Source organism: Anaeromyxobacter sp., from assembly GCA_016718565.1.
In the GTDB taxonomy this organism is placed as follows: domain Bacteria; phylum Myxococcota; class Myxococcia; order Myxococcales; family Anaeromyxobacteraceae; genus JADKCZ01.
Genome location: JADKCZ010000001.1, coordinates 1,353,767 through 1,374,171, shown reverse-complemented (window position 1 = coordinate 1,374,171; position 20,405 = coordinate 1,353,767). Strand labels below are relative to the sequence as shown.

Annotated in this window: 12 protein-coding genes; 6 read left to right on the top strand and 6 right to left on the bottom strand. The window is 75.4% G+C overall.

Going from position 1 to position 20,405, the window contains the following annotated elements:
• Window positions 1-170: 170 nt before the first annotated feature.
• Window positions 171-2,111 carry a sigma-54-dependent Fis family transcriptional regulator gene (locus tag IPO09_05850; GenBank protein MBK9516875.1) on the bottom strand — a complete coding sequence of 647 codons (1,941 nt, stop codon included), beginning with the start codon at window positions 2,109-2,111 and terminating at the stop codon, window positions 171-173.
• Between the two features lie 388 nt (window positions 2,112-2,499).
• Here IPO09_05850 and IPO09_05845 point away from each other — a divergent pair, with 388 nt between their 5' ends.
• Window positions 2,500-3,405, top strand: coding sequence for a DUF3494 domain-containing protein (locus tag IPO09_05845; protein MBK9516874.1), 906 nt, complete (start codon window positions 2,500-2,502; stop codon window positions 3,403-3,405).
• Window positions 3,406-3,565: 160 nt separating this feature from the next.
• Here IPO09_05845 and IPO09_05840 read toward each other — a convergent pair whose 3' ends face one another.
• Window positions 3,566-4,483: a response regulator gene (locus IPO09_05840; protein ID MBK9516873.1), complete on the bottom strand. Its 918-nt coding sequence runs from the start codon at window positions 4,481-4,483 to the stop codon at window positions 3,566-3,568.
• On the bottom strand, window positions 4,480-7,050 hold the full coding sequence (locus IPO09_05835) for a PAS domain S-box protein (GenBank protein ID MBK9516872.1): 2,571 nt from the start codon (window positions 7,048-7,050) through the stop codon (window positions 4,480-4,482). Before IPO09_05835 ends, IPO09_05840 begins: the two co-directional genes overlap by 4 nt.
• A 178-nt stretch (window positions 7,051-7,228) precedes the next feature.
• Between IPO09_05835 and cls the strand changes: the two genes are divergently transcribed.
• A complete protein-coding gene (gene cls / locus IPO09_05830; GenBank protein ID MBK9516871.1) occupies window positions 7,229-8,671 on the top strand; it encodes a cardiolipin synthase in 1,443 nt (480 codons plus the stop codon).
• 20 nt (window positions 8,672-8,691) lie between these two features.
• On the opposite strand, the gene IPO09_05825 is transcribed toward cls, so the two are convergent.
• The gene (locus IPO09_05825; protein MBK9516870.1) at window positions 8,692-10,752 is read right to left on the bottom strand and encodes a response regulator; all 2,061 of its coding nucleotides are present in this window, start codon (window positions 10,750-10,752) and stop codon (window positions 8,692-8,694) included.
• Between the two features lie 89 nt (window positions 10,753-10,841).
• Window positions 10,842-12,899, bottom strand: a complete 2,058-nt coding sequence (gene glgX, locus IPO09_05820) for a glycogen debranching protein GlgX (GenBank protein ID MBK9516869.1) — start codon at window positions 12,897-12,899, stop codon at window positions 10,842-10,844.
• A gap of 165 nt (window positions 12,900-13,064) precedes the next feature.
• Here glgX and IPO09_05815 point away from each other — a divergent pair, with 165 nt between their 5' ends.
• From IPO09_05815 to IPO09_05800, 4 genes are all read left to right on the top strand, one after another.
• Window positions 13,065-13,760 (top strand): mobilization protein, encoded by a 696-nt coding sequence (locus IPO09_05815; GenBank protein MBK9516868.1) that lies wholly within the window; start codon window positions 13,065-13,067, stop codon window positions 13,758-13,760.
• Between the two features lie 154 nt (window positions 13,761-13,914).
• A complete protein-coding gene (locus IPO09_05810; protein MBK9516867.1) occupies window positions 13,915-17,595 on the top strand; it encodes a response regulator in 3,681 nt (1,226 codons plus the stop codon).
• 105 nt (window positions 17,596-17,700) lie between these two features.
• On the top strand, window positions 17,701-18,183 hold the full coding sequence (locus tag IPO09_05805) for a glutathione peroxidase (GenBank protein MBK9516866.1): 483 nt from the start codon (window positions 17,701-17,703) through the stop codon (window positions 18,181-18,183).
• 53 nt (window positions 18,184-18,236) lie between these two features.
• Window positions 18,237-18,719 (top strand): DUF2721 domain-containing protein, encoded by a 483-nt coding sequence (locus IPO09_05800; protein MBK9516865.1) that lies wholly within the window; start codon window positions 18,237-18,239, stop codon window positions 18,717-18,719.
• Here the strand turns inward: IPO09_05800 and IPO09_05795 are convergent.
• The gene (locus IPO09_05795; GenBank protein ID MBK9516864.1) at window positions 18,709-20,334 is read right to left on the bottom strand and encodes a PAS domain S-box protein; all 1,626 of its coding nucleotides are present in this window, start codon (window positions 20,332-20,334) and stop codon (window positions 18,709-18,711) included. The two genes, IPO09_05800 and IPO09_05795, sit on opposite strands and share 11 nt — an antisense overlap.
• Window positions 20,335-20,405: the final 71 nt, after the last annotated feature.

Below are 20,405 nucleotides of genomic sequence, written 5' to 3'. Positions count from 1 at the left end.
CGCCCTCCCCCGCTCCACGTTCTTCTCCGTGGTCGGCGGCAGCCTGGGCCTGGCGGCCTTCCTGGCCGTCGCCCTGCTCCCCTCGGTGGTCTACGGCAGCATGCTGGGCGGGAGCGTGGCCACCGGGCTCTTCGGCCTGCCCGAGGCACACGGCGTCGCCATCAGCGTGTTCATCGCCCTCGGCATCGTCTCCGCGGTGTCGGCGGTGGCCGTCGTCTTCTGCGGGCTCGGCGCGGCGGCCGGCGCCTCGGTGAGCGCCCTGGCGGAAGCCACCCTGCTGCGCCTCGAGGCCGGCGCGCTGGCCGGCTCGCTGGCCCAGCGCACCGAGGAGCGCGGCCCGGCGGAGGACGGGCTGGTGGCGGGGCAGGAGTGATCCCGGGCCGGGCGACGAGGCCGTTCAGGGGGCTGTCCGGCCCGAGGCGGGCGGGCGAGGCGCACCCACCGCCCGGCCCGCCCGGGCCGGCCTTCGTCGCGCCGCGGCCCACCACCAGGCCGTAGCTCTTGAGCCTGCGGTACAGCGTCACCGCGCCGATGCCGAGCTGCAGGGCGGTGTGGGTCTGGTTCCCCCCGTTCAGCGCCAGCGCCGCCAGGATGTAGTCCTTCTCGACGGCCTCCAGCGGCCGCACCTCGCCGCTGGTGGGCAGGGTCAGGGGCACCGCCTGGCGGATCTCCTCCGCCAGGTCCACCAGCTCCACCCGGCTCCCCTCGGCCAGCGCCACGGCGCGCTCCATGGCGTTCTCCAGCTCGCGCACGTTGCCGGGCCACTGGTAGCGCAGCAGCTGGTCGGCCGCGGCCGGGGCCAGCCCGGAGATGGGGCGCTTCATGCGCAGCGACGCCTCGGCCAGCAGCAGGCGGGCCAGCGGCAGGACGTCGTCGCGCCGCTCGCGCAGCGCCGGCACCCGCAGCTCCACCACCTTGAGCCGGTAGTAGAGGTCCTGGCGGAAGGCCCCGCTGGCGACGGCCTGCGCCAGGTCGCGGTTGGTGGCGGTGACGATGCGCACGTCCACCGGGCGGCTCCTGTTCTCGCCGACCCGCCGGACCTCGCGCTCCTGCAGCGCCCGCAGCAGCTTCACCTGCATGGCCGGCGAGACCTCGCCGACCTCGTCGAGCAGCAGCGTGCCGCGGTTGGCCGCCTCGAACAGGCCGGGCCGGTCCTGGGTGGCGCCGGTGAAGGCGCCCCGGGCGTGGCCGAAGAGCTCGCTCTCCAGCAGCGACTCGGTGATGGCGCCGCAGTTGACGGCGATGAACGGCCCGGCGGCCCGGGACGACTCCTGGTGGACCAGCCGCGCCACCCGCTCCTTGCCCGAGCCGCTCTCGCCGGTGATGAGCACGGTGGCGTCCACCCTGGCCACCCGGCGCGCCAGGTCCACCAGCAGCCGCATGCCGGGGCTCCGGGCCACCAGCCCCAGGGGCTCCTCCACCTCCGGCGCCTCCCGCACCAGCACCTGGCGGCGCTCCCGGAGCTTCCGCTCGGCCGCCTTCAAGGTCTCGGTGACCCGGTGCAGCGAGACGTCGAGGCACTCCTGCAGCCGGAGCGGGGCGTAGAAGCGCAGCTCCTCGGCGCGCTCCTCGCCCCACTGCTCCCGGGTCCGCCCGTAGAGGTGGCAGGCCGCGTCGCCCTTGCCCAGGCAGCGATCCTCCAGCACGTAGATCTCGGCGCCGGCGCAGCGGCTGCGGTAGCCGCTGGTGAGCCCGGCGATGGTCCAGCAGGCCGCCTCGTCGGCGCGGCCGAAGTGCAGCAGGTGCTGCTCCGCCTCGTAGGAGGCGCCCAGCACCAGCCCCTCCGCGGCCAGGGTGCCGCCGCTCCCCGCCTCGACGCGGAAGAGCCCCTCCAGCGCGTGGATGCGGGTGCCGGCGGCGGACCAGTCCGCCTCGGTGTCCCAGGTGAACTCGGACTTCATGGCCTCCGCCATGCGCCAGCCGTGGGCGAAGCCGAACTGGGTGAGCACGGTGCGGGCCGCCGTCAGCCCGAAGTTCTCGACCAGGTACTTGCGCAGGAGCCCCATGGCGACGGCGTCGAGCAGGAGCGCGCGCTGTCCGGCGAAGCGGATGGCGCCCCCGCCCGGATCGAGCTCGAGCAGCTCGTCGTGATCCAGCTCGTCGGCTCGCATCGGTGACCCTGGCTCCTTCGAAACGGAATGGGCGCTCCTTCAACCTGGCTGGGCCCTGGTGCGTCCCGGCGCGCAAGCGGCTGCCATCCCAGGGCTTACCCGGCTGGCCCGCCGGATGCTCTCCCAGTCGTCCATGGCGCGTCGATTCCAGCCTGCCGCGCCCGTTCCTCCACGCAGCACGCCCCAAGGGAGCACCTTGAACCTCGTCTCGAAGCTGTCCATCGCCGCAGCGGCCCTCCTGCTGTTCACCCTCACCGCCTGCGGGGGCTCCGACGACGACGCCCCCGTCGTCCCGCCGGGCGCGCCCACCGTCCTCTCCAGCACCCCCGCCAACGGCGCCACCGGCGTGGCCCGCGACGCCCAGGTCAGCGCCACCTTCAGCGAGGCGATGGACCCCGCCACCATCTCGGTGACCTCCTTCACCGTCACCACCGGGACCCCGGCCGTCGCGGTCGACGGCACGGTGACCTACGCCAGCTCCACGGCGGTGTTCCTCCCCGCCGCGCCGCTGGCGCTCGGCGGCGTCTTCACGGCCACCGTCACCACCGCGGCCAAGAACCCGGCCGGCGCGGCCCTGGCCGCCCAGCGCAGCTGGACCTTCGGCACCGGTGACGCCGCCCTGCCTGGCCTGGCGGTGAACCTCGGCGCGGCCGGCGGCTTCGCCATCCTGGCCAAGAGCGGCATCTCCTCGGTGCCCACCTCCGCCGTCACCGGCAACCTCGGGGTCAGCCCCGCCGCCGCCACCGCCATCACCGGCTTCTCGCTCACCGCCGACGCCACCAACGTGTTCGCGACGTCGCCCCAGGTGATCGGCCAGGTCTTCGCGGCCAACTACGCCGCGCCGACGCCCGCCACCCTGACCGCCGCCATCGGCGACATGGAGCTGGCCTTCGCCGACGCCGCCGGCCGCGCCCCGGGCGTCACCGAGCTGGGCGCCGGCAACGTCGGCGGCCTGACCCTGGCCCCCGGCGTCTACAAGTGGGGCACCGGCCTCCTCATCCCCACCGACGTCACCCTGAACGGCTCCGCCACCGACGTCTGGGTCTTCCAGATCGCCCAGGACCTCACGGTGAGCGGCGGCGCCAAGGTCCTGCTGACCGGCGGCGCCCTGGCCCGCAACGTCTTCTGGCAGGTGGCCGGCCTGGTGGACTTTGGCGTGGGCGCCCACGGCGAGGGCGTCGTGCTGACCCAGACCGCGGTCACGCTGCGCACCGGCGCCTCCTTCAACGGCCGCCTGCTGGCCCAGACGGCGGTCACCCTCGACGCCGCCACGGTGGTCGCGCCCGCCCCGTAGCCGCCGCACCCCGCGCCGGCCGGCCCGCCCCGACGACGGGGGCGGCGGCAGGCGGGCGCACCGAGGCCCCGCGGCTCATCCGAGCCCCGGGGCCTCTCTGCGTGTGCGGGCGATGCGGGCGGTGCGGCCGCGCGAGGCAGGCCCGGCGACCCGCCGCCGGCTACAGCTCGAAGTGCTGCTCGGCGGCAGGCGCGGCCCCGGCCTCGGGACCGACCGCCAGGCCGATGCGGACCTTCAGCTGGTAGCGGCTGTGCTGGTTGAACCGGTCCAGGGCCGCGAAGAGATCCAGCGCCGCCTTGGCCGCCTGGAGCGAGTGGTCCGCCACCGGCCCAGGCTGCCCCACCGCCGCCAGGTAGGCGTCGCCCAGGGTCGTGTCCCGCGGCGGGGGCGCCTCCCCCGCCAGCCCCTCGGCGCGGGCGGCCAGGTCGCCGAGGACGCCCACCAGCACCGCGGCGCTGGCCCCCTCGGCGAAGCGGGTGAACTCCACGATGTCGGCGAACAGCACCGTCACCTCCGCGTAGCTGGCGGTGACCAGGCCGGCGGCGGCCACCGAGGCGGCGTCGGCGGCCGAGGGGGGGCGCTGCAGCCGGGCCGCGATCGACTCCGGCAGCACGTTGCGGAGCAGCCGCTCCGACACCCGCTGCTCCGCCACCACCCGCTCGTAGAGGGTCCTGGTCTCCAGGTGGAACAGCCGGATCTCGAGCAGGTTGTGGACCCTGAGCAGCACCTCGGCCAGGTCGAACGGCTTGCTGACGAAGTCCCGGGCGCCGGCCTTGAGCGCGCGCAGCTTGTGGGCCGGCTGGGCCGTGATCACCAGCACCGGCAGGTAGCCGCCGGCCTCGATCTCCTTCAGGTTCTCCATCACCTGGAAGCCGTCCATGCCGGGCATCTGCAGGTCGAGCAGGATCAGGTCGTAGCGGTTGACCAGGTGCAGCTCGCACACCTTGGCGGGGTCGGTGGTGGAGCTGACGGCGTCGTACCCCGCGCCGCGCAGCATCTGCTCCAGCAGCAGGACGTTGACCGGCTGGTCGTCCACGATCAGGATCTTGCCGTGCAGGATGTCGGCGGGGTTGATCACGGCAGCCGGGCCCCCGCGGCGCCCGCGCCGGGCCCCGCCGTCGCGCCCACGAGCGCCGCGTCCATGGCCTCCAGGAACTCGGCCAGCTTGATGGGCTTGGTGAGGTAGCGCAGGAACCCCGCGTCCAGCCCCTTCTTGATGTCGGCCGGCATGGCGTTGGCGGAGATGGCCAGCACCGGGATGTGGGCCGTCACCGGGTCGTCCTGCAGGATCCGCAGCACCTGCAGCCCGCTCAGGCCGGGCAGGTTGATGTCCATCAGGATCACGTCGGGCCGGGCGGCGCGGGCCGCCTCGATGCCGCGGGTGCCGTCCAGCGCGCTCACCAGGCGCATGTCCGGGCGGCGCGCCATGAGCTGCTCCACCAGCGCCAGGTTGGCGGTGTTGTCCTCCACGTAGAGCAGCGTGCGGGGCGGCGCGGCGCCGCCGGCCAGGGCCCGGTGCGCCGGCGCCTCCGCCGGCCCGGCCTGCTCGGACGGCAGCTGCGGCCCGTCCGCCGAGGCCAGCTCGAACCAGAAGGTGCTGCCCGCCCCGCGGACGCTCTCGACGCCGATGGCGCCGCCCATCAGCTCCACCAGCAGCTTGCTCACCACCAGGCCGATGCCGGTGCCCTCCTCGGCGCTGCCCTCCTGCCCGAGCCGGTTGAAGGGCTGGAAGAGCTGCGCCAGCTTCTCGGGGTCCAGGCCCTCGCCGGTGTCGCGCACGTTGATGCGGGTGCGCCCCCCGGCGCTGCCCTGCAGGTCCAGCACCACCGCGCCCCCCGGCTGGTTGTACTTGATGGCGTTGGAGAGGAGGTTGATGAGCACCTGCTTGAGCCGGGTCCGATCGGCCAGGACGAAGCGCGGGCCGTCGGGCTCGGGGAAGTCCAGCACCAGGCCGCGCTTCTGGGCCTGCTGCTCCAGCAGGGCCTGGCACTCCAGCAGCACCTCGGCCAGCGCCACCGGCTCCACCGACAGCGAGAGCCGGCCGGACTCGATGACCGCCAGGTCGAGGATCTCGTTGATGAGCTCCAGCAGGTACCAGCCGGCGTGCAGGATCTGGTCGATGCTGCCCTGCTGGGCGGGGGTGGCCGGGGGGGTGTCGGAGCCCAGCAGCTGGGCGAAGCCCAGGATGGCGTTGAGCGGAGAGCGCAGCTCGTGGCTCATGCGCGAGAGGAACTCGGACTTGGCCAGGTTGGCCTTCTCGGCCACCACCCGGGCGTTCTCCAGCTCGGCGTTCTTGTCCTGCAGCACCACGTCCAGCCGCTTGCGCTCGGTGACGTCGCGGGCCGCCACGAAGACCCCCTGCAGCGTCCGGTCGCGGTCGTAGAAGGTGGTGGCGTTGGTGGAGACCGCCGTCTCCCGCCCGTCCCGGGCGCTGGCGGTGAGCTCGTAGTCGGTGACCGACTTCTCGCTGAGCACCAGCTTGATGCCGGCCCGGGCCCGCTCCGGGTCGGTGAAGTGGCGCGCGAAGGGGGCGCCGATCAGCTCGTCGCGGGTGCAGCCGGTGAGCGCCTCCATCTGCTTGTTGACGTCGGTGACGATGCCGGCCGGGTCGGTGGTGATGAGCGCGTCGAGGTTGGCCTCGAAGAGCGAGCGCGTGTAGAACTGGTGGTCGCGCAGGCGCTGGGCCAGCTTCTCCTGCTCGGCCTCGATCTGCTTGCGGGCGGTGTTGTCGGTGCCGATCAGCAGGTAGCCGATGATGCCGCCGGCGGCGTCGCGCAGCGCCGTGACCGACACGATGGCCGGGAAGCGGCTGCCGTCCTGGCGGATGTAGGTCAGCTCGTAGATGTCCTCGATGCCGCGCGAGGCCTTGAACACCAGGGCCTCGAAGCCCGGGGTGATGGGCGTGGAGAGCTCCACGCTGAGCGCCTTGGCGCGGGCGATGACCTCCTGTGGATCCGAGATGTCGGCCGGGGTGATCTTGTTCATCACGTCGGCGGCGGCGTAGCCGAGCATGCGCTCGGCGCCCACGTTGAAGATCTGGATGACCCCCTTGGCGTCGGTGGCGATGCTGGAGAAGTTGGCGCTGTTGAAGATGGCGCTCTGCAGGGCCCCGGCCTTGAGCAGCGCCTCCTCCGCCTGCTTGCGGGCGGTGTTGTCGGTGCCGATGAGCAGGTAGCCGATGACGGCGTCCTGGGCGTCCCGCAGGGCGGTCACCGAGACCACCGCCGGGAAGCGGCTGCCGTCCTTGCGGATGTAGGTCAGCTCGTAGATGTCCTCGATGCCGCGCGAGGCCTTGAAGACCAGGGCCTCGAAGCCCGGCGTGATGGTGGTGCCCAGCTCCAGGCTGAGGGCGCCGGCCCGGGCGATCAGCTCCTGCGGGTCCGAGATGTCGGCCGGCGTGATGCGGTTGAGGACGTCGGCCACCGTGTAGCCGAGCATGCGCTCGGCGCCGACGTTGAAGATCTGGATGACGCCCTTCTCGTCGGTGGCGATGCTGGAGAAGTTGGCGCTGTTGAGGATGGCGTCCTGCAGGGCCCCGGTCTTGAGCAGGGCCTCCTGGCGCCGCACCTCGCTGAGCCCCTCGGCCGTGCCGGCGGGGGGGACGGAGGCCGGTTCGGCGCGCCCGGGAGTCGAGGGAGGAACCATGCTCCGCGTGTAAGCCGCCGCCCGAGGCCCCGCCCGGGTCATCCGGGTGGGCCCGTCGACGGGGTGGCCGGCCTGGGCCCCCGGCCACAGGCCAGGGGGGCCGCGGCTGGCCCTCCTGTGCGCGGCGGCGCACCGGCGCGCCCTGGGGCCGCCCGCCGCGGCGGCGTATCGTGGGCGCGTGGACCTCCCCGCCCTGCTCGCCGCACCGGCCTTCCTGTGGACCCTGGAGGCCCTCTGGGTGGCCGGCGTCACGCTCTGGCTGCTGTCCGACCGCCGCTCGCCGGCGGCCACCCTGGCCTGGATCATGGTGCTGGCCTGGCTGCCCGGCGTGGGCGTGCCGGTCTACCTGCTCCTCGGGCCGCGCCGGCTGCGGCGCCGCCACGGCCGGCGGGCCCTGGCGCGCCGCCTGGCCGAGCCCCTGCGGGCCGGGCTCGAGGCGGCCGAGGCCCGGGTGGCGCCGGAGCGGCGCGGGCTCATCGCGCTGGCCCGCTCGCTCGACGCGCTGCCGCCGCAGACGGCCCGGTCCCTGGCGCTCTTCACCGACGGCGACGCCACCTTCGACGCCATGGTGGCGGACATCGGGGCGGCGCGCGACCACGTCCACCTGGAGCTCTACATCTTCGAGCCGGACGCCAGCGGCGCCCGGGTGCGAGACGCCCTGATCGAGCGGGCCCGGGCCGGCGTGGCGGTGCGCCTGCTGGTGGACGCCGCCGGCTCGGCCGGCCTGACCGATCGGTTCCTGGCCCCGCTGCGCGCCGCCGGCGGCGAGGTGGCCCGCTTCAACCCGGCCTTCGGGCGGTTCGGCGCGGCCCGCCTCTTCAACTTCCGCTCCCACCGCAAGGTGCTGGTGGTGGACGGGCAGGTGGGCTTCACCGGCGGCGTCAACGTGAGCGACGACCACAGCCGCCGCGCCCGCGGGCGGGCCGCCTGGCGCGACACCCAGCTGCGCCTGGAGGGGAACGCCGTCCACGGCCTGCAGGTCACCTTCCTGGAGGACTGGACCTTCTGCACGGGGCGCGGCGTGCCGGGCGGCGAGGCCGGGCGGGCCCGCTGGTTCCCGGTCGGCCCCCAGGGGCCCGAGACCGTGCAGATCCTGGCCTCGGGGCCGGACCAGGCCGTGCCGGCGCTCGCCCCCTTCCTGCACGCGGCGCTCGGGGCGGCCCAGCGGCGCGCCTGGCTGACCTCGCCCTACTTCGTGCCCGACGAGCCGCTCCAGGCGGCGCTGGCCGCGGCCGCCCGCCGCGGCGTCGACGTGCGCCTGCTCCTGCCCCGGCGCACCGACTCGCGCCTGGTGGACGCCGCGGCCCTCACCTACCTCGACGCGCTGGCCGACGCCGGCGTCCGCGTGGCCCACCACGGCCCCCCCATGATCCACGCCAAGACCGCGGTCTTCGACGACGACCTGGCGCTGGTGGGCACCGCCAACCTCGACGCCCGCAGCCTCAAGCTCAACTTCGAGGTGACCGCGGTGGTCTACGGCGGACCGCTCCCGGGCCGCCTGGCGGCGCTCTTCGAGGCCGACCTGGCGCACGCCACGCCTCGCCGCGACCGGGAGCGGGCCTCGCCGTGGCACCGGCGCCTGCTGGGCTCGGCGGCCAGGCTGCTGGCGTCGCAGCTGTGAGGGCCGCGGCGGGCCCGCCCTCACCCCCGCTGGCCGTCCGGCGGCGCCGCGCCCTGCAGCGCCCCCCGCACGGCCCGGCCCAGCTCGCCGGGCGTGTAGGGCTTCTGCAGGAAGGCCCCGGCGGCGGCGCTGGGCGCCTGGTCCGAGTAGCCGGAGGTGTAGAGCACGCGCAGCCCGGGGCGCGCCTCCAGCAGCCGCCGCGCCAGCTGGTGGCCGTCGAGGCGCGGCAGCACCAGGTCGGTGACCAGGAGGTCGAGGCGGCCGGCGGCGGCGGCCACCAGCAGGGCCTCCTCGCCGTCGCGGGCCACCAGCACCCGGTAGCCGAGCAGGCCGAGCGCCCGCGCCGCCACGGCGCGCACCGCCTCCTCGTCCTCGACCACCAGCAGCACCTCCGCCCCGCCGGCGGCGGGGGGCGGCCGCGCCGGCTCCTGGCCCACCGGCCCGGTGTGGCGCGGCAGCAGGAAGGTGACGGTGGCGCCGCGGCCTGGCTGGGAGTCGAGCCAGATGGCCCCGCCCGCCTGGGTGACGATGCCGTGGCAGGTGGCCAGGCCGAGGCCGGTGCCGCGGTCCGGCCCCTTGGTGGTGAAGAAGGGCTCGAAGGCCTGCGCCACCGTCGCCTCGTCCATGCCGGCGCCGGTGTCGTGCACCCGGAAGGCCAGGTAGTCCCCCGGCGGGACCAGGCGCGGCGCGGCCTCCGCCTGGCCCAGGGCCTGCGCCGCCAGCCCGACCCGCAGGGTGCCGCCGCCCGGCATGGCGTCGCGGGCGTTGACCGCCAGGTTGACCAGCACCTGCTCGAGCTGGCCGGGGTCGATGCGCACCGGCCAGGCGCCGTCCGGCAGGTCCAGCTCCAGCTGCACCTGCTCGCCCAGCAGGCGGCGCAGCAGCTTGCCGAGCTCGCGCACCAGCGCCGCGGGCTCGATCACCCGGGGTGACAGCACCTGCCGCCGGGCGAAGGAGAGGAGCTGGCGCGTCAGCCCCGAGGCGCGCTCCGCCGCCTCGCGGATGGGGGTCACCAGCTCCAGGGCCTGCGGCAGGTCCCGCAGCTCCTCCTCGGCGAGCTCGGCGTAGCTGCGGATGACGGTGAGCAGGTTGTTGAAGTCGTGGGCGATGCCGCCGGCCAGCCGCCCCACCGCGTCCAGCTTCTGCGCGTGCTGCAGGCTGGCCTCGAGCCGGCGCCGCTCGGTGACGTCCGCCAGCACGCCAGAGATGCGGGCGGCCCGGCCGTCCGGCCCGAGCGCCACCCGGCCGCGGTGCTGCAGCCAGCGCTCCCCCCCGTCCGGCGTCCTCACCCGGTACTCCAGCTCGAGGGTGTCCTTGAGCCCCTCGGCGGCGGCCGTGGCGCACTCGGCCAGGGCGGGCCGGTCCTCCGGCACCAGCGCCGCCGCCAGGGCCTCCAGCGAGCCGTCGAAGCCACCCGGCGGCAGCCCCAGCAGGCCGGCGGCCCCATCCGACCAGGCGCTCCGCCCCGCCTCGGGCTCCCAGTCGAAGGTGGCCATGCGGGCCGCGGCCAGGGCGTAGCGCAGCGTGGCCTCGCGGTCGCGCAGCCGGTCCTCGCTGCGCAGCGCCGCCAGCTCGGCGGCCGCGCGGTTGGCGAAGATGGTGAGGATGGTGCGCGGCTCGGTGGCCTCCTCGAGCGGCTGGTCGTGCAGCACCACCAGGATCCCCAGCCGCTTGCCCCCCGGCCCGAGCAGCGGGCAGCCCATGTAGGCCTGGATGCCCTTGCGGGCCAGCGCCTCGTCGCGGGGGAACAGGTCCGCCACGCCGGACGGGTAGTAGGCCAGCTCGCCGGCCGAGAGCGCCCGCTCGCACGGGGTGCCGTCGAGCAGGTAGGTGAAGGGCGCGCCCAGCACGCCGTCCCAGGCCACCGCCAGCACCCGCGAGCGGGTCGGGTCCTCGTCGCTCAGCTCGCCCACCAGGGCGTGCTTCACGCCGAGCGACCGGGTCAGGTTGACGACCAGCGCCTCCAGGAAGCCCTGGCCGGTGCCGGTGGTGGCCTCCACCAGCGAGCGCAGCGCCTCCAGCGAGCGGGAGGCCTCGGGCGGCGCGCGCGGTGAGACCGGACCGGTGGGAGGCTGGGACACCAAGGGGGCACTCTGCCAGCGCCCCGGCCGCGGTCGCAACACCCGGTCGGACGGGGGCCGTCCGGGCGCACCCCGGGCGCGGCCGGCCCTCAGCCCGGCGAGCCGAGCACCACCACCGAGTGGGCCTGCAGCACCCGGCTCGCCCCCTCCACCGGGAGGGCCTCGGCCCAGGAGCAGGCGTCGTGCGGCGATGGGAGGGCCGTGTCCACCAGCCCGTGCCAGCCGGCCCGGCTGGGCGGCAGCTCGAACCGCAGCGGCTCGGACCAGGCGTTGATGGCGCACCAGTAGCGGCCGGCCTGGGCGTGCCCGGTGAAGGTGACCGCCAGGCTGTGCGAGTCGCGGCTCCAGTCGGGCTGGTCGAGGCGGACCCCGTGCCACTCGATGCGGGCGCGGCGCAGCAGCTGCGCCAGGGTCCGCCCGTCGGCCTGCTGGGCCGGGACGCCGAGGTGGCGCAGCTCGAGCAGGCGGCGCACGAAGCGGCGCAGGTCGGCGTGGCGGTCCACCAGGTCCCAGTCGAGCCAGGAGAGCTCGCCGTCCTGGCAGTAGGCGTTGTTGTTGCCGCGCTGGGTGCGGCGCGCCTCGTCGCCCATGGCCAGCATGGGCACGCCGGAGGAGAGCAGCGTGATGGCCAGCAGGTTGCGCACCTGCCGGGCCCGCAGGGCCTCGACGGCCGGATCGTCGGTGGGCCCCTCGACGCCGCAGTTCCAGGCCCGGTTGTCGTCGGTGCCGTCGCGGTTCTCCTCGCCGTTGGCCAGGTTGTGCTTCTGCTGGTAGGTCACCAGGTCGTTGAGCGTGAAGCCGTCGTGGCAGGTGACGAAGTTCACGCTCTGCTCGGCCCGGCGCGCCGCGCCGGCGTACAGGTCGGGGCTGCCGAAGATGCGGTTGGCGAGCCGGCCCACCTCCCCGGGCTCGCCGCGCAGGAAGGCGCGGACGTCGTCGCGGAAGCGGCCGTTCCACTCGCCCCAGGAGTCGCCCACCCACTGCCCCACCTGGTACAGGCCGGCCGCGTCCCAGGCCTCGGCGATGAGCTTGGTGCCGCACAGCAGCGGGTCGCTCTCGATCTCCCAGACGATGGGCGGGTTGTGCAGCGGGTGGCCGTTCTCGTCGCGCGAGAGCACCGAGGCCAGGTCGAAGCGGAAGCCGTCCACGTGCATCTCGGACACCCAGTACCGCAGGCTGTCGAGGATGAGCCGGCGCACCACCGGGTGGTGGGCCTTGAGGGTGTTGCCGCAGCCGGTGTGGTTCTGGTAGCCGGCCCAGGTGCGGTCCAGCAGGTAGTAGGCCCGGTTGTCGAGGCCGCGCAGGCCGAGGGTCGGCCCCAGCTCGTCGCCCTCGGCGGTGTGGTTGTAGACCACGTCCAGGATCACCTCCAGGCCGGCCCGGTGCAGCGCCTTCACCAGGTCGCGGAACTCGTCGAGCACGCCCAGGGGATCGGCCGCCGCGGCGTAGGCGGCGTGCGGGGCGAAGAAGGAGACCGGCGAGTAGCCCCAGTAGTTGAGGTGGCCGGGCGGCGCGTCCTGCTGGTCGAACTGGAAGACCGGCAGCAGCTCCACCGCGGTGACGCCCAGCTCGCGCAGGTAGGGGATCTTCTCGATCAGCCCGGCGTAGGTGCCGCGCCGCCCCGCCGGCACGCCGGACGAGGGGTGGCGCGTGAAGCCGCGCACGTGCAGCTCGTAGATCACGGTGCGGGCGTAGGGGTGGCGCAGGGGCTGGTCCCCCTCCCAGTCGTAGGCCGACAGGTCGGCCACCACCGCCTTCATGGCCTGGCCGGCGTTGTCGCCGGGCCGCCGGGCCGCCGCGCGGTCGTAGCCCGCCGGGACGTCGATGGCCCGCGCGTAGGGGTCGAGGAGCAGCTTCTGCCCGTCGAAGCGCAGCCCCTGCGACGGATCGAGCGGCCCGTGGGCGCGCCAGCCGTAGCGCTGGCCGGAGCGCAGGCCGGGGACGAAGACGTGCCAGTAGTGGTAGGTGCGATTCACCCACCGCCGCAGCACGACGGTGTCGCTGGGGTGGGCGTCCTCGGCCCGGTCGAAGAGGTGCAGCTCCAGGGCGTCGGCGTCGCGCGACCAGATGCAGAAGTTGACCCCCCCGGCCTCGGGCGTGGCGCCCACCGGGAAGGGCCTGCCCGGCAAGGTGTCTGTCCGGACCATGGTTCACCTCCCCCACGCGCGGCGACGTCCAGTCTACACCGCGGCGCCGCGCCCCCGGAGCCCCACCCGGGCGGCGCCCGGCCCCGGCCGTGGTAGCTTCCCAGGCCCCGTCGCGCCTGCCGCCCGGCAGGTCCCGGACGGGAGACCTCCAGCGAAAGGGACACCGTGGCCAACGTTCACCTCATCGGCGGCGAGAAGGGCGGGGTCGGCAAGTCGGTCGTGGCCCGGCTGCTGGCGCAGTACTTCATCGACCGCGAGCTGCCCTTCCTGGGCTTCGACGCCGATCGGTCGCACGCCGCGCTGCTGCGCTTCTACGCCGGCTACGCCTCCCCGGTGGTGGTGGACCGCTACGAGAGCCTCGACGCCATCGTGGAGGCCGCTCTGGCCGAGCCGGACCGCCGCGTCCTGGTGGACCTGGCCGCCCAGACCCACGACCCGCTGACCCGCTGGATGGACGAGTCCGGGCTGCTGGAGCTGGCGCCGGAGTCCGGCCTGTCGCTGCGCTACTGGCACGTCATGGACTCGGGGCGCGACTCGGTGGACCTGCTGGCGCGGCTGCTCGACCGCCACGGCGCGCGGCTCTCCTACGTGCTGGTGCTCAACCAGCTGCGCGGCGACGACTTCGGGATCCTGGAGCGCTCCGGGGTGAAGGACCGGGCCCTGGCGCTGGGCGCCCAGGTGGTGCCGCTGCGCCGCCTGCACGACGCGGCCATGCGCAAGATCGACGCCAGCAGCGCCAGCTTCTGGGCGGCGGCCCGCTCGGCGGCGCCGGAGGCCGGCGGGCTCGGCCTGATGGACCGGCAGCGGGTCAAGGTCTGGCTGCGCCAGGCCTACCAGGACCTGGACGCGGTCGGGGCCTGAGCGGCCGGCGCCCGGGCGCCCGCGGAGCGATCGCCCGGCAGGTGTCGGGCGGCGCCCGGCCAGTGGGCGGCGCGCCTACATGGCCACCAGGGTCGCTCGCCGGACGCAGCTCGTCGGGCTTGACGGCCGGGCGCGCCCTGCCAGACTCCCCCCGATGAGCCGTGCCCAGGCAGCACCCGAGACGCGGCGCGCCGGCGGGCCTCCCCGCCGGGTCCGGACCGGCGCGCTGGCGCTGGCCGCGCTGCTCTCCGCGGCGCTCCCGGTCCCCGCCCCGGCGGCGCCCGGCGCGGCCGTCCCGGCCGTCCCCGCGGCCATCCCGTCGCACGACCTGCGCGCCGCCGACCACTGGGGCGAGGAGCAGGGCGTCCCCGGGACGGTCACCGCCCTCCAGCGCTCCACCACCGGCTACCTGTGGGTGGGCACGCGGCGCGGCCTGGTCCGCTTCGACGGCCTGCGCTTCAGCCAGGTGCCGGTGGCCGACGGGGCCGCCGAGCTCAACGTGCGGGCGCTGCTCGAGGACCCCGACGGCACCCTCTTCCTCGCCAGCGACCGCGGCCTGGGCCGGCTCTCCGGCGGCCGCTTCACCCGGCTCGCCGCAGGCGACCAGCCGGTGTTCGAGCTCCTGCGCGACCGCGGCGGCGCCCTGTGGGCCGCCACCGAGCGCGGCCTCGCCCTGGTGCTGGGCGACGACCTCACGCTGGTGGAGGGGCACGACCGCGCGGTGTTCGCGCTGGCCGAGGACGCCTCCGGCCGGCTCCTGGCGGGGGTGGAGGACGGGCTGCTGGTCCTGCGCGAGGGCCGGCTCACCCGGCTGGGCCCGGAGGAGGGCGGCACCACCCAGCGGGTCCAGGCGCTGCACACCGACCGGCGCGGGCGCACCTGGGTGGGCACCTCCGAGGGGCTGCTGCGCACCGATCCGGCCTGGCTGGCGACGCGCCGGCCCCTGGGCGCCGGGCTGGCCGCCACCAACGTCACCGCGCTGGCGGAGGACGGCGACGGCCGGCTCTGGGTCGCCACCCTGGGCGGCGGCGTGCAGCAGCTCTCGGACGACGGGGCCACGGCCTCGCCGCGCCAGCCGGGCGTGACGTCGCGGCCGGTCACGGCGCTGCTGGCCGATGAGGACGGCGCCCTCTGGGCCGGGGCCGCCTCCGGGCTGGATCGGCTCCGCCCGCGCCTCCTGCTGCCGGTCGGCCGGCGCGACGGCCTCTCCGCCGAGGTGGTCTGGTCGGTCTCCGCCGACCCCGTCGACGGGGCGGTCTGGGTCGGCCTCGACGGCGCCGGCCTGGACCGGCTGGCCGACGGCCGCATCACCCCCTACGGCGCGCGCTGGGGCCTGGGCGCCGCCACCGTGGCCGCCACGCTGCGGACCCGCGACGGCGCCACCTGGCTGTCGCTGCGCTCCGCCGGCGTGGTCCGGATCCAGGGCGGCCGCGCCGCGCCGGTGCGGGCGGCCGACGGCGCGCCCTACGTCCGGGTCCGGGGCCTCCTGCAGTCGAAGGACGGCAGCGTCTGGCTGGGCACCGAGACCGGCCTGGAGCGCCACCGCGACGGGCGCGCCACCCGGGTGGAGGTGCCGGGCGGCTGGCCCTTCCGCGTGCTGGCCGAGGACCCGCAGGGCCACCTGTGGGCCGGCGGCCTCGGGCTGGTGCGCCTGCTGGGCCCGGCCTACCAGGCCGAGACGCCGCCGGAGCTGCAGGCGGTCCGGGACGTGATGAGCCTCCTGCCCGACGGCGGGGACCTGTGGGTGGCCAGCTACTCGGCCGGGCTGCAGCTCTGGCACGCCGGCCGGCTCACCTCCTTCGGGACGCTCGACCCGCGCTTCGCCGGGCGCGGCGTGGCGGTCCTGGCCGACGACCACGACGGCCTGTGGGTGGCGCTGGAGGGCTCGCTGGTGCTGGCGCGCAAGGCCGAGCTGCTGGCCCTGGCCGAGGGGCGGGCCGGCCCGCTGCACGTCCTGTCCTTCGACGAGCGCGACGGCCTGCCGTCCACCGAGTTCACCTCCGCCGGCCAGTCCTCGGCCGCGCGCACCCCCGACGGCCGGCTCTGGTTCGGCACGGTGGCCGGCCTGGTGGTGGCCGATCCACACCGCATGCAGCTCGGGCCGCCGGCCCCCCCGCGGGTGGAGCGGGCCTTCCTGGCCGGGGCCGAGGTGCCGCTCGACCTCGGCGTGGTGCGCCTGGAGCACGGCGACGCCACCCTGGAGCTCCACTTCACCTCCCCCACGCTGGCGGCGCCGCACCGCCTGCAGTTCCGGCACCGGCTGGCCGGGCACGAGGCGGCCTGGCAGCCCTCCGGGCCGCTGCGCGCCGCGCTCTACCGCGGCCTGGGCGAGGGCGACTACCGCTTCGAGGTGGAGGCCTCGCGCGACGGGGCCGACTGGGTGGCGGCGGCGACGCCGCTGCTGGTGCAGGTGCGACCGGCGCCGCTGGAGCGCACCTGGGTGCGCCTGGCGCTGGGGCTGCTGGCGGCCGTCCTGCTGGTGGGGGCGGTGACCGGCGTGGTGCGCCTGCGGGGCAACCGCCTGCGCACCCGCGCCGAGGAGCTGGGCCGGCTGGTGGAGGAGCGGACCCGGCAGCTGGCCGCGGCCCGCGACCAGCTGGAGGCGCGGGTGGAGGAGCGCACCGGGCAGCTGCAGCGCGAGCTGGCCGAGCGCGAGCGGCTGGAGCGGCAGCTGGCCGACGCCCAGAAGCTCGACAGCATCGGCCGGCTGGCCGGCGGGGTGGCCCACGATCTCAACAACCTGCTGACGGTGGTGCTGGGCTGCTCCTCCACCGCGCAGCTGCCCGGGGCCACCGCCGCCGAGGTGCAGGAGGACCTGGGCGAGATCCAGAAGGCCGGCGAGCGGGCGGCCGCCCTGACCCGCCAGCTGCTGGCCTTCGCCCGGCGCCAGATCCTGGCCAGCAAGCGGCTCGACCTGAACGAGGTGGTGGTGGGCGTGGGCACCTTGCTGCGGCGGGTCATCGGGGCGCACATCGAGCTCGAGACCGCCCCGTCGCCGGCCCCCTGCCCCGTGCTGGCCGACCCCGGCCAGCTGGAGCAGGTGCTGGTCAACCTGGCGGTCAACGCGCGCGACGCCATGCCCAGCGGCGGCACGCTCCGGCTGGAGACGGCCCCGGTGAAGCTGGAGCAGGACCTGGGCGGGGTCCGGCCCGGGGTGGCCGCCGGCGACTGGGTGCGCCTCACCGTGAGCGACACCGGCACCGGCCTGAGCGCCGAGGCCGCCGCCCACCTCTTCGAGCCCTTCTTCACCACCAAGGCCAAGGGCAAGGGCACCGGGCTGGGCCTGGCCACCTGCTACGGCATCGTCAGGCAGATGGGTGGCCACATCTGGCTGCGCAGCCAGCCCGGGCGCGGCACCACCGTGGAGATCCACCTGCCGCGCGCCGAGGGGGCGCTCACCCGGCCCGGCCAGCCGGGGGCCGGCCCCCAGGCCCCGCCGCCCGGGGGCGGGGAGCGGGTGCTCCTGGTGGAGGACGAGCCGCAGGTGCGGGCGCTGGCGGCCCGCGCCCTCGCCGAGCGCGGCTACCAGGTGCTCACGGCCGGCGACGGCGAGGAGGCCCTGCGGGTGCTGGAGGCCGCCGGCGGCGCGGTGGACCTGCTCCTCACCGACGTGATCATGCCGCGCATGGGCGGCGTGGAGCTGGCGGCGCGGCTGGCCGACCGGACCCCCGGCCAGGCCATCCTCTTCATGTCCGGCTACGTGGACCGGGCGGCGCTGGCGCAGGGCGACCTGCCGGAGGGGGCGCCCATCCTGCTCAAGCCCTTCACGCCGGCGGCCCTGGCGGGCCGGGTGCGCCAGGTGCTGGACCGGACCGCGCCGCCCCCGGCCGGGTGAGGCCGGCGCCTCGCGCCACTTCGGGTGGCGCCGCGAGCCGGCCGCCCACAAGCTCCCGGCGTGGACACCGCCCTCCTCCTCGCCCTCTTCCTCGCCGGAGCCCCCATGACCGTGCACGACTTCCAGGTGAAGGCCAACGACGGCTCGACGGTGCCCCTGTCGCGCTACCGCGGCAAGGCGCTGCTGATCGTCAACACCGCCTCCGAGTGCGGCTACACCCCGCAGTACGCCGGGCTGGAGACGCTCTACCAGGCCTACCGGGCGCGCGGCCTGGAGGTGCTGGCCTTCCCGTCCAACGACTTCGGCCGGCAGGAGCCGGGCTCCGACGCGGACATCAAGGCCTTCTGCCAGCTGCGCTTCAAGACCACCTTCCCGCTCTTCGCCAAGGTGGCGGTGAAGGGGGCCGGCGCCGACCCGCTCTTCCAGCACCTCACCGCGGCCGGCGAGCCGCGCGGCGAGGTGAGCTGGAACTTCAACAAGTTCCTGGTGGACCCGGCCGGCCGGGTGGTGGCCCACCTGGCCTCCGACGTCGAGCCCGGCTCGGCCGAGCTCAAGCGCCGCCTCGAGGCCATCCTGCCCGGGAAGTAGGGCCGCCCGGGCAGGTGGCGGGGCCCTGGCCCGGGGCGTAGGCTGCGCGCCACATGCCCGCCGAGACCCACCTGCAGGACATCACCCACACCATCCAGCTGGCGGTGGCCCCGGTCTTCCTGCTCACCGCCCTCGGCACCACCCTGGGCGTGCTGGTCAGCCGGCTCGGCCGCATCGTGGACCGGGCCCGCCGCATCGAGCAGCGGCTGCTCGGCGAGCCCGTCGAGCGCCACCCGGCCAGCCTGGCCGAGCTGGAGCTGGTGTCGCACCGGGCCAGGCTCATCCACTGGGGGCTGACCGCCGGCACCTCGGCGGCGCTGCTGGTCTGCCTCCTCATCGCGGTGGCCTTCCTGGGCTACCTCTTCGACGCCGACTTCGGCGTGGCGGTGGCCATCCTCTTCATCCTGGCCATGCTGGCCTTCGTGGTGGCCCTGATCCTCTTCCTGCGCGAGGTCTTCCTGGCGGTGGCCTCCCTGCGGTTCGGCCTGCCGCTCGAGCCCCGCGGCGAGCCGGAGCGGCCGCCGCCTAGCGGCTGACGCCGCCGTCCAGCGCCGCCCGGACGCGGCGCGCCAGCTCCGCCCCGGTGAACGGCTTGGCCAGGAAGTGGGTCCCCACCTCGATGGGCCCGTGGTGGATGACGGCGTCGTCGGCGTACCCCGACATGTAGAGCACCCGGAGCCCGGGGCGCAGCGCCGCCAGCTGGTTGGCCAGGGTCCAGCCGTTCATCCCCGGCATGATCACGTCGGTCAGCAAGAGGTCGATCCTGCCCGGGTGGGCCGCCGCGCCGCGCAGCGCCGCCGCGCCGTCGCCGGCCACCAGCACCCGGTAGCCGGCGCCGCTCAGGGTGCGGCGCGCCACCTCGAGGAGCGCCGCCTCGTCCTCGACCACCAGGACGGTCTCGGTGCCGGTGATCCGCGGCGAGGCGGCCGGCCCCGGAGGGGCCGCCGGCGCGGCACCGGACAGGTCGCGCGGCAGGTAGACCTTGAAGGTGGTCCCCAGGCCCGGCTCGCTGTAGACCCAGATGTTGCCGCCGCTCTGCTTGACGATGCCGTAGGCGGTGGACAGGCCGAGCCCGGTGCCCCGGCCCTTCTCCTTGGTGGTGAAGAACGGCTCGTAGAGCCTGGCCTTGGTCTGCGGGTCCATGCCGCAGCCGGTGTCGGTGACCATCAGCATGACGTAGGGGCCCGGCTTCACCGCCACGTGGCGCTCGGCGTACTCCTGGTCGATCTCCACGTTGGAGGTCTCGATGGTGAGCCGGCCGCCGTCCGGCATGGCGTCGCGGGCGTTGACCACCAGGTTCATCAGCACCTGCTCCACCTGGCCGGGGTCGGCCAGCACCAGGCCGAGGTCCGGCGCCAGCTGCTGGACGAGCTCGACGTCCTCGCCGAGCAGCCGCCCCATCATGGCGCCGAGCTCCGAGGCGATCTGGTTCAGGCTGAGCGGCACCGGCTGGAGCACCTGCCTGCGGCTGAAGGCCAGGAGCTGGCGGGTCAGGGTGGCGGCCCGCTCGGCCGCCTTCTTCACCTCCAGCAGGTCCTGGCTGGCCGGGTCGGCGGGCCCGAGCCGCTCCAGGGCGAAGGCCAGGTAGCTCAGGATGACCGAGAGCAGGTTGTTGAAGTCGTGCGCCACGCCCCCGGCCAGCCGGCCGATGGCCTCCATCTTCTGCGCCAGCCGCAGCTGATCCTCCAGCCGACCGCGCTGCCGGTCGGCCTCCTTGCGCGCCGAGATGTCGCGGATGTTGCACTGGATGACGTCCTGGTCGGCCACCCGGTAGACGTTGCTGACGAACTCGACGTCGAGCCGGCGGCCGTCCTTGGCCTGCAGGGGGAGGTCGTCATAGCGGACGTACGCCTTGGCCTGCAGGTCGGCGAAGGCGGCGCGCGAGGCGGCGTGGTCCTTGAACGGGCCGATCTCCCAGAGGTGCCGGTCCAGGAAGTCCTCGTGGGAGTAGCCGGTCAGCTCCACCATGAAGGGGTTGACGTCCACGATCTTCCCGGTGGCCGCGTCCAGGATCAGGATGCCGTCCTTGGCGGCCTCGAAGAGGCGGCGGTAGCGCGTCTCCGACGCCTTCAGCTGGAGCACCGTCACCTGCAGGGCGAGGGCGTCGTTCTCCAGCCGGAGGCGATCGGTGGCGGGGTCGGCTGGGCTCATCGGGCTCCCCGCCGGCGGCGGACATGGGACTGCCCGCCATGTGGTGCACGGGGCGTGCCCCGCCGCCCGCG